Raw genomic sequence first — 14,896 nt, forward strand, 5'->3', positions numbered from 1 at the left:
CCTCCTGGCGAAAGGAACCCATGTCCCGCCACAAGCGCTCCCGGCGCCCCCTTCTTCTCGGCGCCACCGCCACCGCGGCCGCTCTGGCCTGTGGCCTCCTCGTCGCACTGCCCGGTGGCGCGGGCGCCGCCCCCTCGGGCCTCCCCGACGACTTCAACGGCGACGGCTACCGCGATCTCGTGGCCGCCGCGGAGGGCGCCGCCGTCAGCGGTGCGTCGAAGGCGGGCGCCGTGGCCGTCAACTACGGGTCGTCCAGCGGCATCAGTGGCTCGCGCCACAAGACCGTGTCCCAGAGCTCCTCCGGTGTGCCGGGCGCCGCGGAGGCCTCCGACGGCTTCGGCACCGAGACAGCGCACGGCGACCTCAACAACGACGGCTACGGCGATCTCGTCGTGGGCACGCCGCTGGAGAACGTCGGCGGCGACGTCGACGGCGGCACGGTCACGGTGCTGTGGGGCAGCGCCTCCGGGCTCTCCGGCGGCACGACGGTCAGCGACCCCAACGCCTCGGGGCACGACCGGTTCGGCCAGTCCCTCGCGATCGGCGACTTCACCGGCGACCTGAAGGCCGACCTCGCGGTCGGCTCCACCGGCACGGATGTGTGGATCTTCAAGGGCGGCTTCACCCAGTCCGCGGGAGCGGCCGGCAAGCTGCGCTTCGACGCCCGGATCAAGGCCGGGACGTACCCCAACGGCGCCCACGAGCTGGCCTCGGGGGACTTCAACGGCGACCAGGCGGCCGACCTGGCGGTGCTGTCCGCCCAGGGCAATCCGATCTACCTCGGCTCCTCGGCCGGTCCCACGCTGCAGACCGAGGCGGCCGAGGGCACGTCCGCCACCGTGGCCGACTTCGACCTCGACGGCCACGACGACCTCGTCGTCGGCAACGAAACGGTCGACATCAGCGATCCGATCCCCGCCGACAGCTATGTCACCGTGCACTACGGAGGCGCCGAGGGCATCGACCCCACCCGTAACCGCGCCTTCCACCAGGACACCGAGGGCGTGCCGGGGACGGACGAGCCCCACGACAGCTTCGGTGACGCGGTGGCCGCCGGCGACATCACCGGGGACGGCTACCCGGATCTGGCCATCGGCACCAACTTCGAATCCATCGGCTCCGCGACGCACACCGGCAACGTCGTGGTGCTGCGCGGCAGTTCCTCCGGCGTGACCACGTCCGGCGCCCAGTCCATCAACCAGGGCACTCCGGGGGTTCCGGGCTCCAACGAGTCGTCGGACTGCTTCGGAGGGGCCGTCCACCTCGCCGACCACAACAACGACGAACGCGCCGACCTGGCCGTGGGCGCCGGCGGCGAGAACACCTCCGACGGGGCCGTGTGGGTTCTCCGCGGCTCCGCCCAGGGCGTCACCACCACGGGCGCGGTGAGCTTCGGCCCCGCGTCGGTCGGCATCTCCCGCTCGGGCTACCCGATGTTCGGCGGCATCATGTCGAGCTCCTGAAACCGCGCGCCGCGCGTCCTGCGTCCTGCGTCCTGCGTCCTGCGTCCTGCGTCCTGCGAAGGCGCGGTGACCGGACGAGGGCGGGGCGAATCTCGCCATCCGGCCCGGAGAGACACAGTTCGGGGCCACTTCTCGAGGTGAGAAGTGGCCCCGAGCGTTTTCTGCAGGGGCGGTATCAGGCCAAGTGGCGGATAGCCTGGGCCGAGTATTTCCCTACGCGATGATCTACCCCAGCATGTTCCTGGCCCCCTACCCCGACCGGATCCTCTTCCGGCGGCGCGACGAGCGGAGAGCGATGAGCGGGAACGGGATGGTCTGGCTGCTCGTGGTGGGCGGGGTGGTGGTCGCCGTCACCCTGACCGTCGCCGTACGGCTACTGATCCGGCTGGTGCGCACCCGGCGGCTGCTGGGGGAGGCCGGGGTGCCGGTGTCGGGCAAGGTGACCTTCTGGGCGGCGGTCGCCTACCTGGTGTTCCCGGTCGACCTGCTGCCGGACCCGATCCTGCTCGACGACATCGGCTTCCTGCTGCTGGCCCTGCGGTCCCTGCACAAGGCCGCGGGGCAACTACCGGAAGGCGCCTCGGGCAAGGGCGTTCGAAGCTGACCCTGCCGTGATCCGCCGCATAGGTGCGGTAGACCCACGGGAGGCCGCCGGGTTCCTATAGTCGAGGCATGGCTGAAGGTGAGGGGACCGCGCGGGTCGACAGCTGGGTGTGGGCCGTCCGGCTCACCAAGACCCGCTCCATGGCCGCGGCGGCCTGCCGCGCGGGGCACGTCCGCGTCAACGGCGAGCGGGCCAAGCCGGCGCAGCCCGTGAAGCCGGGGGACGAGGTGCGGCTGCGGCACGCGGGGCGGGATCGGATCGTCGTCGTCTCGCGGATCGTGCGCAAGCGCGTCGGTGCGCCTGTCGCGGCGGAGTGCTTCGTCGACAACAGCCCCCCGCCGCCGCCCCGCGAGGCGGTCACCGCCGTGCCGCAGCGGGACCGCGGCACCGGACGGCCCACGAAACGGGACCGGCGCGAGATGGAGCGCCTGCGCGGCGAGCGCTGACACACCTCGGCCCGGCACCGTGCGCGGCGCGGGCCGACGCACCTCTGCCTCGTGCCGTGCGCTACGAGCGCTGACCCACCTCTATCCCGCGCCGCGGGCTGACACACCTCGGCCCGGCGCCTGGGCGCCGGGCCGAAATCACTCGCCCGTGAGCGAACCGCTGCCTCGGGCGGCGCTACTTACTTCAGGCGGTTACTTCAGGCGGCGCAACGCGCGCGTGGCGACGGGCGGGAGCAGGTCGACCGCCAGGCGGCGGGCGCGGGAGCGGCGGCGCGGCGTCTTCGCGGCGGCCGGCGCGGCCGGGGAACCGGCCCTGGGGCCCGGCACCATGGCCGACTCCCGCGCCGCCTCCCGCCCCGGCTCGTCCGCGAAACGGGAGGCGGGGTGCGGCGGGTTCTCGGGGCGGCCGCCGAAGCGCAGGACGCGCTGCCCCCCGATCTCCTGGATGCTGATCTTCATGTCGCCGCGGCTGTGCGCCTCGGCCAGCAGCTCCTCCTGGACGGGCTCGGGGTCGTCCCACGTGCCGTACAGCTTCTGGGTGCTGAGGCAGATCGGCCGCAGTCCACGGTTGAAGACGGCCTCCCAGGTGGCGGCGGCCACGCCGGGGGTGTGCTCGGAGCGGAAGTCGTCCAGCACGACCACGCCGCCCGGTACGAGCACTCGCTGCGCCGTCTCGATGTCCCCGGCCACGTGCTCGTAGAGGTGCGAGGCGTCGACGTGGACGAAGCGGCAGGTGTCCGGATCGAGCTCGTCCGCGAGCACGGACGTGGGGCCCTGGACGACCTCGGGCAGCTCGTCGTGGAAGGCCAGGTAGTTCTGCTCGAAGGCGACGCGGGTGAGGGTCGCGTACGACTTCCTGGCCTCGGCCGCGTTGTGCTGGTCGGGCGCGGGGGCGTCGAAGAGGTCGCAGACCGTGAAGCGCTCGTCCGGGCGCAGGAAGGTGGCCGTGAAGATGGCGCTCTTGCCCAGGTAGGCGCCCATCTCCAGGAGGTCTCCGCGCTCGCCCAGCCGCTCCTGACGGCCGAGGAGCGAGGCGAAGAGCACCTGGTCCAGGCTGGGGAACCACCCCTTGACATCGTTGAGCCGGCGGGGACGCTGCTGTTCTGCTCGGGCGAGGGTTGCCGTCATCTGCTGTCCTCGGTCGCGGGCGGGAGGGGGGAAGGGAGCCGCCACACTAGGGGCCGCAAAGCGTCGCGAAGTCATACCTCATGTGTGTGTTGTGTGCCGCTTTCCACAAGCGGAATCGCCGTTCTAAGGGAGACCGCCCGGGTCGAGGAGTGACCCGGGCGGCCTGGACTCCGGGCGAAGCCCGGCGGCGTCCGGAGGGGGCTATTGCTCGGGGAGGCTGTCCCGCTACTGCTCCGGGAGGCTGTCCCACGCCTCGCCCTCGCCGAACAGCTCGTACCCCTTCTCCGCCGCGATCTCCGCCGCGTGCGCCCGGCTGCGCACGGGCACCTCGTGTCTGCGGCTCCTGACCGTGGGCTGTGGACCGCCGTCGTCCTTGCCCGCCGCCGCGACGATCTTGTACGTCTCGTAGACGACCCGGCCCGGCTCCTTCTTGCTCCAGACCACGTGCATGCTGGTTCCCATCGGGCTCACTCCCCGTAGTCCCCGGAGGACGTGTCCCCTGGTTTCAGGTTCTCACTTGAAGAGGATCATCGCCCCCTGCGCAGGGTGGCGCGACCCTTACGCGGCGTACCGCGGTCCGGAGTTTTCCACAGGCTGGGGGCCTCGGCGGCGGAGTGTCGGCGGGGCCACGCAGAATGGGGCGCATGACTGACGAGAGCACTGGATCCGCCGCCGCGACGCCGGACTGGGAGAAGCGCTTCCGGGCGCCCCGGGTCGGGCTGCCGGACTGGGCGGAGCACGCGCCGGACCGCTCCCTGTTCGTGTCGAACGCGACGGGGACGTACGAGCTGTACGCGTGGGACCGGGCGACCGGTGAGCAGCGGCAGGCGACGGACCGGCCGAACGGGACGACGGATGGCGTGGTGTCGCCGGACGGCGCGTGGATCTGGTGGTTCGGGGACACCGACGGGGACGAGTTCGGGGTGTGGATGCGGCAGCCCTTCGAGGGCGGGCCGGACGAGCCGGCCGCCCCGGGGCTCGAGCCCTCCTACCCCGCGGGGCTCGCGCTCGGGCGGGACGGCACGGCGGTCGTCGGCCGGTCGACGGACGAGGAGGGCTCGACGGTCCACGTGGCCCGGCCCGGCGAGCCACCGGTGGAGATCTACCGGCACCGGGAGTCCGCGGGCGTGGGCGACCTGTCGCGCGACGGTTCGCTGATCGCGGTCGAGCACACGGAGCACGGCGACGCGATGCACTCCGCGCTGCGCGTCGTGCGGCTCGACGGCACGGCGGTCGCCGAGTTGGACGACACCAAGGGCGGCACCGTGGAGCTGGGCCTGTCCTGCTGGGGGTTCTCGCCCGTCGAGGGGGACAACCGGATGCTCGTCGGGCACCAGCGCGGCGGGCGCTGGGAGCCGATGATCTGGGACCCGCTGACCGGCGAGGAGACGGCCCTCACCCTCGACCTGCCCGGCGACATCGGCGCCGACTGGTACCCGGACGGCTCGGCCCTGCTGATCGACCACAGCCACCAGGCGCGCAGCGAGCTGTGGCGGTACGAGCCGGGCTCGGGCGCGCTCGTGCGCCTGGAGACCCCGGCGGGCACGGTGTCCGGGGCGAGCGCCCGCCCCGACGGCTCGGTCGAGTTCCTGTGGTCCTCGGCCGCGCTACCGCCGGTGGTCCGGTCGACGACCGGGCGGGCGGTCCTGGAAGCCCCCGGCATGAAGGCCCCCGGGTCGGTGCCGGTCACGGACGCGTGGGTGGAGGGCCCCGGCGGGCGGGTGCACGCACTCGTGCAGAAGCCCGGGGGCGAGGGCCCGTTCCCGACCGTCTTCGACATCCACGGCGGCCCGACCTGGCACGACAGCGACGCCTTCGCCGCCGGACCCGCCGCCTGGATCGACCACGGCTTCGCCGTCGTACGGGTCAACTACCGCGGCTCGACCGGCTACGGCCGGGCCTGGACCGACGCGCTGAAGCACCGGGTCGGGCTCATCGAGCTGGAGGACATCGCGGCCGTACGGGACTGGGCTGTCAGCTCCGGGCTCGCGGACCCGGCGCGGCTGGTGCTGGCCGGCGGCTCGTGGGGCGGCTACCTCACGCTGCTCGGCCTCGGCACGCAGCCAGAGGCCTGGGCGCTGGGCCTGGCCGCAGTGCCGGTCGCGGACTACGTCACGGCGTACCACGACGAGATGGAGGCGCTGAAGGCGATGGACCGCACACTGCTGGGCGGGACGCCGGAGGAGGTGCCGGAGCGGTTCGAGGCGTCGTCACCACTGACGTACGTGGACGAGGTGCGGGCGCCGGTCTACATCTCCGCGGGGGTGAACGACCCGCGCTGCCCGATCCGGCAGGTGGAGAACTACGTGCGGCGGCTGGCGGAGCGGGGCGCGCCGCACGAGGTGTACCGCTACGACGCGGGGCACGGCTCGCTGGTCGTGGAGGAGCGGATCAAGCAGGTACGGAAGGAGATCGAGTTCGCCCAGCGGCACCTGCCTGCGACGGGCTGACCGGGCCAGGCGGGGCAGATTGGGTCGGGCCGGGGTCCGGCCAGTCGGGTCCGGTCGGGCCGGGGTCCGGCCAGGCAGGTCCGGCCGGGCTGAGCTCGATCGCTCGGGCGGCGCGCGGCCGACGGGTTCTGCCGTCTCCCGGGCGACCGGTCCTGCCATCTCCCGACCGACCAGTTCTGCCGTCTCCCGGGCGACCGGTTCCGCCGCCTCCCGGGCGACCAGTCCTGCTGACTCCGGGTGGCCAGGCCGCGCCCGGTACGTCGGTCGGGTCCGGGTGGTCAGTCCACCGGGGCGGTCGGGCGGGCCGCGGCCGGGTCTGTGCCCGGCGAGCCGACCGCCGTCCCGGTCGGCACCCGCTCGGCAGCCGTCCCCGCGTCCGGAGGAAGGCCCAGGGCCAGATCGCGCTGGGCCTCCACCTCGCGCCGGAAGAGGCGGAACCACATGAAGATGACGAAGCCCGCGAAGACGAACCACTCACCGGTGTAGCCGAGGTTCTGGAACGCCTTGAGGTCCAGCCCACTGCCCTCGGCCGCGACCGGCGGCACGGGCCGCAGCGCACCCGCGCCCTCGGGGAGCGTGATCCACGCGTCGTACACCGCGTACGGCACCAGGTTGACCAGGGAGGCCGCGCTGATCACGCCGACCTGGCCGTCCGGGAGGCCGCCGCCCGCCTGGACGCCGTCGCTGCCCTGGTTCTCGGAGGCCTGGAGCGCGCCGGTCACGGTCACCTCGCCGCGCGGCGGGGCGGGCACCGCGCCGCGCCGGGCGGCCGTGTCCGCTGCACCGGGCAGCCAGCCGCGTACGACGGGCAGCGCCTCGCCGCCGTCCGTGCGCAGCAGGGCGAGGACGTAGTAGCCGGACCTGTCGTCCAACCGGCGGTCTGGAACGAGGAGTTGGCGGTCGTCGTAGCGGCCGGTGGCGGTGGCCCGGCGGCCCGAGGTCTCCTTGGTGACCGGCAGCAGTCGCGCCAGCGGCGCGGCGTCCGCCTCGGCGGCGGCCGCGCCGTCCCGCTGCCGCTCCTGATGGGAGTCGACGCGCGCCTCGAAGCGGTCGAGCTGCCAGCTGCCCATGAACAGGCAGAAGGGCACGCCGAGCGCGACGAAGAGGTTGATTCCCCACCAGCGGGGAGTCAGCAGGAACCGGTACACACCACAACGGTACGGGGCCCGGGCGGGGTTCCCGCTGCGGGGGTGCGGCCGGGGCCGCCGCTGTCGGGGACTGCCGGGTCGCCGGGCACCGGGCCACCGGGCCACCAGGCCACCAGGCCACCAGGCCACCAGGCCACCAGGCCACCAGGCCACCAGGCCACCAGGCCACCAGGCCACCAGGCCACCAGGGCACCAGGGCACCAGGGCACCAGGGCACCAGGGCGGAAACCGGCAGGGCCCCGGCGCAGACACGGGTGATCGTGGCCACCCGCCACAGCGGGGCGCCCCGCCTGAGGTGCACGGCTTGGGGTCGGCACCGCGACTCGGCGACGCAGCAGGCTCCCCGGCAATCGTGCCCGCCGCAGCGGCCTGGCCCGCGCAGCGAGAACGGCAGCGAGCCGTTACTTCACCGTCGCCAGCGCTCCCGTGCGGTAGACCGTGCCCGCGCAGGCGCCCGAGATCGTGGCACTCGCCGCCGCGGGGTCGCCGGCCTGCGGCGTGTGGCTGAGCTCGACGCTCCCGGTGGGTGGCGCGGCCGGCTCCTCGGCGGCCGTGTCCGCCGCGGCGGGTTTGCCGTCCGGAGCCGCGCCCTCCGTGCTGCCGGAGGTCGCGGGGTCGGGCGAGGCTCCCGGCTTCTGGCAGCCGCCGGTGCCCTCCTCCGCGGGAATCCAGGCGTACTTGACCTCGTACGCCGCCCCCGGCTGGAGGATCACCTGCTGCGGTTCGGTGGCCGGGTCGGGCAGGCCGGTGGCCGGATCGCCCGCCGTGTGGTCGACGACCTTGACCGCGGCCGCGTCCGAGCCGCCCTGGGCCGAGGCGAGGACGAGCCCGCCGCCGTCGACCGCGCAGGCCGTGCCGGAGGTGTTGGCGACCCGGAAGGAGCCGTAGGCGGTCTTCGAACCGTCGAGCGTGCCGGGCGAGGAGGTGCCGTTGGTCAGCTGGTTGCGCGTGCAGGTGGGGGAGGTGGCGGCCATGGTCTCGGAGGGGTCGGCGCCCTTGCCGACCGTGGTGGAGCCCGGTTCCTCGGACGCGCCGTCCTTCTTCTCGCCCTTGCCCTTCTTGGCGCGCTCCTCTTCGGCCCTGCCGGACGGCGCGCCTACGGGGGCGCCGCCACCGCGCTCGTCCGACGGCCCGCCCGAGGCCTCGCCCGCGGCGCGCTCGCTGTGCCCGGCGTTGGCCGGGTACTCGTCCAACACCCCGCCGTTCTGGGCGACATGCACCAGGGCGGGCACGGCGGTGCCGACGAGGATCACCGCGGCCGCGGCGCCCACGAGCGCCTGCCGCTTGCGCGCGCGGCGGGCGGGAACAGCCCGCCGCAGGTGGTCGAGGGCGTCGGGCGAGGGCTGGAGCTCCTCGACGGCGGTGTGCAGCAGCCGACGCAGCTCCTGCTCGCCACTGCCCGACTGCCCCCTCAATCGGTGCAGTTCGCCCGCCGGGTCGAGGCGGTCCGGATCCACCGGCCCGCCCGGGCCGGTGGATCCGTGGTGCTGCTTGCTCATGCCGGGGCCTCCATGGCGACGCGCAGCGCCGCGATTCCCCGTGATCCGTACGCCTTGACCGAGCCCAGCGATATGCCGAGGGCGTCCGCGACCTGGGCCTCGGTCATGTCGGCGAAGTAGCGCAGCACGAGGACCTCGCGCTGCCGGCGCTGCAGTCCCCGCATCGCCTTGATCAATTGGTCGCGCTCCAGCTGCTCGTACGCCCCCTCCTCGGCGCTCGCCATGTCGGGCATCGGCTTCGAGAGCAGCTTCAGCCCGAGGATCCGGCGGCGCAGCGCGGAGCGGGACAGGTTGACGACCGTCTGCCGCAGGTAGGCGAGGGTCTTCTCCGGATCGCGGACCCTACTACGCGCGCTGTGCACGCGGATGAACGCCTCCTGTACGACGTCCTCGCAGGAGGCGGTGTCGTCGAGGAGGAGGGCGGCGAGTCCGAGCAGGGAGCGGTAGTGGGCCCGGTAGGTCTCGGTGAGGTGGTCGACGGTGGTGCCGGCGGCCATCGCGTCGTCAGAGCCTTCGCGCTGCGAGGGGATGCGGCCCGGCCGGGCGGCGGGCATGGGGGAGATCACCGGGAAGCCGCCGGTCGTACGGGGGCCCAGTGGGCGCAGAACCGCCGCGCCGCCCCCATTCGCTGCAATGCCGAATACCTCTGCCACGCATGTTGGACACGCATCCCCCCGTCAGGGTTGTACGCGTGGGCAACCGCGCTTGACATGGAGTCAATTGCCCTCATACGCACCCTTCTTTCCTCATGTCCCTTTTACTGCGGCCCGCATGACCCATTCCGGCCACACCGCGGCGCGGCCCGAGAGACGGCAGCAAAGACGCTCCCCACCCGACTGCGGTTGCAGAAGGGCGGGGAGCGAATCGTCGAACAGATCCAGGGCCCAGCACAAGTGGTATGGACCACCGATCGGCTCACGTAATCTTCACAGAGTCCGCGATGGGGCTCCACACGGTTTTTTACGCGGCAGCGAGCTCCGCCGCAACAACTTCCGCGATCTGGGCGGTGTTCAGGGCCGCCCCCTTGCGCAAGTTGTCACCGCAGACGAACAGTTCAAGGGCCTTGGGGTCGTCCAGCGAGCGCCGGACCCGGCCCACCCAGGTCGGGTCGGTGCCCACGACGTCCGCCGGCGTCGGGAACTCGCCCTCGGCCGGGTTGTCGCACAGCACCACGCCCGGCGCGGTGGAGAGGATCTCGTGCGCCCCGGCGACCGTGACCTCGTTCTCGAACCGCGCGTGCACGGTCAGCGAGTGCGTGGTGATCACCGGGACCCGTACGCAGGTCGCGGTGACCCGCAGGTCCGGCAGGCCGAGGATCTTGCGGGACTCGTTGCGGACCTTCAGCTCCTCCGAGGACCAGCCGTCCTCCTTCAACGAGCCCGCGAACGGCACCACGTTGAAGGCGATCGGCGCCGGGTACGGGCCCAGGTCGCCCACGGCGCGGCGGACGTCGCCGGGCTGGCTGCCCAGGTCCGTACCCGCCACCTTGGCGACCTGGTCGCGCAGGGTGTCGATGCCCTCCTTGCCGGAGCCGGAGACCGCCTGGTACGAGGAGACGATCAGCTCGCTCAGCCCGAACTCGGCGTGCAGCGCGCCCAGCGCGACGATCATCGAGAGGGTCGTGCAGTTGGGGTTGGAGATGATGCCGCGCGGACGGACCCGCGCGGCGTGCGCGTTCACCTCGGGAACGACCAGCGGAACGTCCGGGTCCATCCGGAACGCGCCGGAGTTGTCCACCGCGACCGCGCCCTTGGCGGCGGCGATCGGCGCCCACTGCGCGGAGACCTCGTCGGGCACGTCGAACATCGCGATGTCGACGCCCTCGAAGGCCTCCTCGCTCAGCGCGATGACCTCGACCTGCTCACCGCGTACGGTCAGCTTCCTGCCGGCCGAGCGCGGGGAGGCGATGAGGCGGATCTCGCCCCAGACGTCGGCGCGCTCGGACAGGATGCCGAGCATGACGGTGCCCACGGCACCGGTCGCGCCGACCACGGCCAGGGTCGGCTTCTTCGCTGCACTCATCGGCCCGTACCTCCGTACACCACGGCCTCGTCGCTGTCGCTGTCCAGGCCGAAGGCGGTGTGCACCGCGCGGACGGCCTCGTTGACGTCGTCGGCCCGCGTGACGACGGAGATGCGGATCTCCGAGGTGGAGATCAGCTCGATGTTGACCCCGGCATTCGACAGGGCCTCGAAGAAGCCCGCGGTGACGCCCGGGTTGGTCTTCATGCCGGCGCCGACGAGCGAGATCTTGGCGATCTGGTCGTCGTAGCGCAGCGACTCGAAGCCGATGCCGGACTTGGTGCGCTCCAGCGCCGCAATCGCCTTCTTGCCCTCCGACTTGGGGAGGGTGAAGGAGATGTCGGTCAGGCCCGTGGCGGCCGCCGAGACGTTCTGCACCACCATGTCCAGGTTGATCTCGGCGTCCGCGATGGCGCGGAAGATCGTCGCGGCCTCGCCCGGCTTGTCGGGCACCCCGACAACCGTGATCTTGGCTTCGGACGTGTCGTGGGCAACCCCCGAGATGATCGCCTGCTCCATCGGCTGGTCCCCTTGTTCATGCGGCTTGTGCGGCTTGTGCGCCTCGTGCGGCTCGTTGCTGACCCACGTGCCCCGAAGGCCCGAGAAGGACGAGCGGACGTGGATCGGGATGTTGTAGCGGCGCGCGTACTCCACGCAGCGGTGCAGCAGCACCTTGGAGCCGGAGCTCGCGAGCTCCAGCATGTCCTCGAACGAGATCCACTCGATCTTGCGGGCCTTCTTCACAACCCGTGGGTCGGCGGTGAAGACGCCGTCCACGTCGGTGTAGATCTCGCACACCTCGGCGTCCAGCGCGGCGGCCAGCGCCACCGCGGTGGTGTCGGAACCGCCGCGGCCGAGGGTGGTGATGTCCTTCTTGTCCTGGGACACGCCCTGGAACCCGGCGACGATGGCGATGTTGCCCTCGTCCAGCGCGGTCCTGATCCGGCCCGGCGTGACATCGATGATCCGCGCTTTGTTGTGGACCGAGTCGGTGATGACGCCTGCCTGGCTGCCGGTGAACGACTGCGCCTCGTGTCCGAGGTTTTTGATCGCCATCGCCAGCAGCGCCATGGAGATTCGCTCTCCGGCGGTCAGCAGCATGTCGAACTCTCGTCCGACAGGCATCGGGGATACCTGCTCGGCGAGATCGATCAGCTCGTCCGTCGTGTCGCCCATCGCCGAAACCACGACGACCACCTGGTGGCCGCTCCGCTTGGCTTCGACGATCCTCTTGGCGACGCGCTTGATGCCCTCGGCATCCGCAACGGAGGAGCCGCCGTACTTCTGCACGACAAGGCCCACGTGCGCTCCTCGCAACTCTGTCTTCCGGGGACCCCTCAACAGGATCCTTCGGTCGGCTCAGTCTAACGAGCAGGCGGAATCGGCCGCCTCGATATCGCATGGTGAGACACGCTGCTCACTCCGTGGATCATCGAGTGGGGCCCGCATCCCGTGCCCGCTCCGCGAAGGCCCCTGCCCGCTGGCGGGCGGGACACACGGGAACGTAACCCAGTTCACAGCTGTGGAGGTCGTGCGCCGGGGGCTCACCGGAAGCTTGCCGAGGGCCTGCCCGGTGCTTTTCCGGGACTTCTGCCAGTGGCAGGCGGGGGTTCCGGACCGCGGACCGCCGTCAGCGGCGAACGGGTTTCCGGGACCGCCGTCAGCGGCGGGCGGGCCGCAGCCCCAGCGGCGCGCCGAGCTCCTCGGCCATCACACGGCCCGCCTCCTCCTCCAGCGAGCCGTCGTCCGTCGCGGCCTCCGTGTCCGTGTCCAGGCCGTTCAGCTCGCCCAGCGGCGACTCGGTCCTGATGTGCGCCAGCAGCGACTGCAGGGCACGGAGCGTGGCGGAGGCGGTCGGCCCCCAATTGGAGAAGTACGAGAACTGCCACCACCACAGCGCCTCGGTCACCCGGCCCGCCCGGTAGTGGGCCATGCCGTGCCGCAGATCCGTGATGATGTCCGCCAGATCGTCGGAGATCCGGCAGGCCACGGGCTCGCTGCGCGGCACGTACGGGTCGAAGACCTCGGAGTAGACGTCGGCCGGGTCGAGCAGGGCGGCGAACCGTTCCCGCAGCTCGTCGACGTCGTCCGGCTCCGGGCCGGTGTCCTCCTCGTACCGCTGGTCGGGGACGATGTCCTCGTGCGCGCCGAGCCGCCCGCCCGCGAGCAGCAGCTGCGAGACCTCCAGCAGGAGGTACGGGATGGCGCTGCCGGGCTCGTCGCCCTTGGCCACCTCGGTGACCGCGACGATGAAGCTCTCCACCTGGTCCGCGATGGACGCGGAGAAGTCGTCCGGGTCCTGCCCGGTCGCGTGGAGCATGGGTTCGTGGAGCGTGGCGTCAGACATCGAGAAGTCGTCTCCCTTCGAAGGCACGGCCCAGCGTGACCTCGTCGGCGTACTCCAGGTCTCCCCCGACAGGGAGCCCGCTGGCCAGTCGCGTGACCTTCAGCCCCATGGGCTTGACCATGCGCGCGAGGTAGGTGGCCGTGGCCTCCCCCTCGAGGTTCGGGTCGGTCGCCAGGATCAGCTCGGTGACGGTGCCGTCGGCGAGCCGCGCGAGCAGCTCCCTGATCCGCAGGTCGTCCGGGCCCACGCCCTCGATGGGGCTGATCGCCCCGCCGAGCACGTGGTAGCGGCCGCGGAACTCACGGGTCCGCTCGATCGCGACGACGTCCTTGGGCTCCTCGACCACGCAGATGACCGCCCGGTCGCGGCGCGGGTCCTGGCAGACCCGGCACTGCTCCTCCTGCGCCACGTTGCCGCAGACGGAGCAGAACCGGACCCTGGCCTTCACCTCGGTCAGCGCGTGGGCGAGCCGGCGGACGTCCGCCGGCTCGGCCTGGAGGACGTGAAAGGCGATCCGCTGCGCGCTCTTGGGACCGACGCCGGGCAGCCTGCCCAGTTCGTCGATGAGGTCCTGGACCACGCCTTCGTACACGGAACGCCGTCTCCTTCTTCTTCCTCTGGTGCTGTCCTGTTGTCGAGGGCCCTGCTGTCGCGGACCTGTCTGCCGCTGGTGCCGCCTGTCGCTGTCCGGCTTGTCGCTGCTCCGCTGATTGCTGCTCTGCCTATTGCCGACCCGGGGCCTACCGCCCGGCCACGTACGCTAGTTGATCCGTTGTCAAGACCGGATCAACTACGGGAAGCGCGCCCGCTCAGAAGGGCATCCCCGGCATGCCGGGGAGGCCCTGGGCAAGCGGGCCGAGCTTCTGCTGCTGGAGCTCCTGCGCGGCGCCGGTCGCGTCCCGTACGGCCGCGAGAACCAGATCCGCCAGGGTCTCCGTGTCCTCAGGATCCACCGCCTTGGGGTCGATGACCAGGCTCTGGAGCTCGCCGGCCCCATTGACCGTGGCCTTCACCAGACCGCCGCCCGCGGAGCCCTCGACCGGGGTCTCGGCCAGTTCCTGCTGGGCCGCGGCGAGGTCCTGCTGCATCTTCTGGGCCTGCTGCAGCAGCTGCTGCATGTTGGGCTGCCCACCACCGGGAATCACGGCTTCGCTCCTGCGCGTTCGACGACTTTTGCTTGGTAACCCGAGCCTACGCGCCTTGGGCTGGGCTCGCCGCCAAGCCGGGGGAACGCCCGCGGAGGCCTGATCCGGGGCCTTACGCGGGGGTTTACCCGGGGCTTTACCCGGGGCTTTACGCGGAGGTTACGCGGGGTGGATCGCGGGCGACGGCGCAGCGAGAGGGCTACACGCCGCAACCCCCGCTCACTCGTTGTTGAACTCCTCGATCACCGTGGCTCCCAGCTCGCGGACGATCAGATCGTGGCCCGACAGGGCCGAGTCATCGAGGTCAGGATCGTCCTCGGCGGGCATGTCGTCCTCGATCGAGAACGGGGGCGGCTCGGCCTCGCGGTACGCCTGCGAGGCGTCGGGCCGCGGCCCCGACTGCCGTTCAGACGCGCCGGGTTGGGACGCGGAAGGCGCCGAGGGTGGTACGGGGGCGGGCGCGGGGCGCGGCGAAGCCTGCTGCGCGGGAGGTGGTGCGGAGGCGGCGGGTCCGGAGGACCAGCCGCCGGTGCCGGCTGTCGGGGAACCGGCTCCAGGCACGCCCGCGCCGCCGCCCGCGAATCCGCCGCCGGGGCGGGCACCCGCCCCGGCGGGGGCACCCGCGCCGCCCGAGGGGTCGACAAC

The 14,896-nt window shown here is 72.3% G+C and carries 14 protein-coding genes and 1 pseudogene; 4 read left to right on the top strand and 11 right to left on the bottom strand.

Features of this window, described 5'->3' with window-relative positions:
• The first annotated feature begins 20 nt into the window (after positions 1 to 20).
• From AOK16_RS05365 to AOK16_RS05375, 3 genes are all read left to right on the top strand, one after another.
• Entirely contained in the window at positions 21 to 1,463 is a 1,443-nt protein-coding gene (locus AOK16_RS05365; RefSeq protein WP_055471059.1) for an FG-GAP-like repeat-containing protein, read from the top strand.
• A gap of 220 nt (positions 1,464 to 1,683) precedes the next feature.
• The gene (locus AOK16_RS05370; protein WP_398718249.1) at positions 1,684 to 2,067 is read left to right on the top strand and encodes a YkvA family protein; all 384 of its coding nucleotides are present in this window, start codon (positions 1,684 to 1,686) and stop codon (positions 2,065 to 2,067) included.
• Positions 2,068 to 2,135: 68 nt separating this feature from the next.
• The gene (locus AOK16_RS05375; protein ID WP_055471060.1) at positions 2,136 to 2,513 is read left to right on the top strand and encodes an RNA-binding S4 domain-containing protein; all 378 of its coding nucleotides are present in this window, start codon (positions 2,136 to 2,138) and stop codon (positions 2,511 to 2,513) included.
• A gap of 192 nt (positions 2,514 to 2,705) precedes the next feature.
• Here AOK16_RS05375 and AOK16_RS05380 read toward each other — a convergent pair whose 3' ends face one another.
• Both AOK16_RS05380 and AOK16_RS05385 read right to left on the bottom strand, forming a co-directional pair.
• Complete coding sequence (locus AOK16_RS05380; protein ID WP_055471061.1) at positions 2,706 to 3,641, bottom strand: class I SAM-dependent methyltransferase; 936 nt, start codon at positions 3,639 to 3,641, stop codon at positions 2,706 to 2,708.
• A gap of 225 nt (positions 3,642 to 3,866) precedes the next feature.
• The gene (locus AOK16_RS05385; protein WP_055471062.1) at positions 3,867 to 4,103 is read right to left on the bottom strand and encodes a hypothetical protein; all 237 of its coding nucleotides are present in this window, start codon (positions 4,101 to 4,103) and stop codon (positions 3,867 to 3,869) included.
• Positions 4,104 to 4,285: 182 nt separating this feature from the next.
• Between AOK16_RS05385 and AOK16_RS05390 the strand changes: the two genes are divergently transcribed.
• Positions 4,286 to 6,091 carry a S9 family peptidase gene (locus AOK16_RS05390; protein WP_240483387.1) on the top strand — a complete coding sequence of 602 codons (1,806 nt, stop codon included), beginning with the start codon at positions 4,286 to 4,288 and terminating at the stop codon, positions 6,089 to 6,091.
• 278 nt (positions 6,092 to 6,369) lie between these two features.
• Here the strand turns inward: AOK16_RS05390 and AOK16_RS05395 are convergent, their stop codons facing one another.
• The 9 genes and pseudogenes from AOK16_RS05395 to AOK16_RS27030 form a co-directional block, all read right to left on the bottom strand.
• Positions 6,370 to 7,239, bottom strand: a complete 870-nt coding sequence (locus tag AOK16_RS05395) for an SURF1 family protein (protein WP_055471064.1) — start codon at positions 7,237 to 7,239, stop codon at positions 6,370 to 6,372.
• Positions 7,240 to 7,640: 401 nt separating this feature from the next.
• Positions 7,641 to 8,738 carry a hypothetical protein gene (locus AOK16_RS05400; protein WP_055471065.1) on the bottom strand — a complete coding sequence of 366 codons (1,098 nt, stop codon included), beginning with the start codon at positions 8,736 to 8,738 and terminating at the stop codon, positions 7,641 to 7,643.
• On the bottom strand, positions 8,735 to 9,391 hold the full coding sequence (locus AOK16_RS05405) for a SigE family RNA polymerase sigma factor (RefSeq protein ID WP_398718248.1): 657 nt from the start codon (positions 9,389 to 9,391) through the stop codon (positions 8,735 to 8,737). The genes AOK16_RS05400 and AOK16_RS05405 overlap by 4 nt, the downstream gene beginning before the upstream one ends.
• Positions 9,392 to 9,698: 307 nt before the next feature.
• Positions 9,699 to 10,760, bottom strand: a complete 1,062-nt coding sequence (locus AOK16_RS05410) for an aspartate-semialdehyde dehydrogenase (RefSeq protein WP_055471067.1) — start codon at positions 10,758 to 10,760, stop codon at positions 9,699 to 9,701.
• Positions 10,757 to 12,061, bottom strand: coding sequence for an aspartate kinase (locus AOK16_RS05415; RefSeq protein WP_055471068.1), 1,305 nt, complete (start codon positions 12,059 to 12,061; stop codon positions 10,757 to 10,759). The genes AOK16_RS05410 and AOK16_RS05415 overlap by 4 nt, the downstream gene beginning before the upstream one ends.
• 358 nt (positions 12,062 to 12,419) lie before the next feature.
• Positions 12,420 to 13,106: a DUF5063 domain-containing protein gene (locus tag AOK16_RS05420; protein WP_055471069.1), complete on the bottom strand. Its 687-nt coding sequence runs from the start codon at positions 13,104 to 13,106 to the stop codon at positions 12,420 to 12,422.
• Positions 13,099 to 13,698, bottom strand: a complete 600-nt coding sequence (gene recR / locus AOK16_RS05425; RefSeq protein ID WP_055471070.1) for a recombination mediator RecR — start codon at positions 13,696 to 13,698, stop codon at positions 13,099 to 13,101. Before recR ends, AOK16_RS05420 begins: the two co-directional genes overlap by 8 nt.
• A 217-nt stretch (positions 13,699 to 13,915) precedes the next feature.
• A complete protein-coding gene (locus tag AOK16_RS05430) occupies positions 13,916 to 14,251 on the bottom strand; it encodes a YbaB/EbfC family nucleoid-associated protein (protein WP_055471071.1) in 336 nt (111 codons plus the stop codon).
• Positions 14,252 to 14,470: 219 nt separating this feature from the next.
• Positions 14,471 to 14,896, bottom strand: a pseudogene (locus AOK16_RS27030) (DNA polymerase III subunit gamma and tau); the annotation flags it as partial.

The organism is Streptomyces pathocidini, assembly GCF_001418495.1.
Taxonomy (GTDB): Bacteria; Actinomycetota; Actinomycetes; order Streptomycetales; family Streptomycetaceae; genus Streptomyces; species Streptomyces pathocidini.